Raw genomic sequence first — 889 nt, 5'->3', positions numbered from 1 at the left:
TGCTGACCCTGACGCGGGGAGAACGGGGCGAGGTGGTGCCGGGCCCCCACGCGGACCTGGCGGGCACGCCGGAGCTCGCCGGACACCGCGAGGGTGAGCTGCGCGCGGCCCTGGCGGCCCTCGGCGTGACCCAGCACGCCTTCCTGGGCACGAGCCCGGCCCTCCGGGACTTCGCCGAGCCCCGCGCCTATCAGGACTCGGGGATGGTCTGGCAGGCGGACGGCTGGGCGGGGCCCGCCGAGGACGCCGGGGAGCAGGCCCTGACCGCCCGCCCCGCGCACGAGGCCATCGCGGACGCGATCGAGTACGTCATCGCCTCGGAGGCCACCTGCGTCGTCAGCTACGATGCCCGCGGCGGCTACGGCCACCCCGATCACGTCTACGCGCACCGGCTGGCCCGCGCGGTTGCGCACGGCCTCGACCTGCCCTTCTGGGAGATTGTGGCGGACGCCTCGCCTCGCGACGCCGAGGCCGAAATCGTCGCCCACGACATCACCCCGTGGCTGGATCGGAAGCGAGAGGCGCTCGGCGCGCACGCCACGCAGCTGACCGTGACGGGGCCAGAGGAGATCGTGCACTCCGGCGGGCAACCCCAGCAGATCGCCCGTACGGAATCTTTTCTCCGGGTGGGTCGTTAGACTAAACGGTCGTGACGGTTTGGGGAAACACCCCCTGATCGTTCTCACACAGGTGAATGCCCGCCCACGGGGTCGGCGATTCTCGAAACCGCGTCGAAGGAATGGATCAGGATGACCGTCAAGGTAGCTCTGGCAGGGATTGGAAACTGCGTCAGTTCGCTCGTGCAGGGGGTGGAATACTACCGCGATGCCGCCGATGACACCGCAATTCCCGGCCTGATGCACACCCGGCTCGCCGGGCACCACGTCTC

The 889-nt window shown here is 70.2% G+C and carries 1 protein-coding gene; it reads left to right on the top strand.

Annotation, left to right across the window (positions count from 1 at the left end):
• Positions 1-638 (top strand): PIG-L family deacetylase (locus tag OOT08_RS09510; RefSeq protein WP_325092410.1); only part of this gene is annotated, 638 nt, incomplete at its 5' end.
• Between the last annotated feature and the right edge of the window lie 251 nt (positions 639-889).

It is taken from the genome of Leucobacter sp. M11 (genome assembly GCF_035726885.1).
Taxonomy (GTDB): Bacteria; Actinomycetota; Actinomycetes; order Actinomycetales; family Microbacteriaceae; genus JAPFRB01.
Note: the sequence above shows the minus strand (reverse complement) of the source record. Positions and strands in the feature narration are given on the sequence as shown.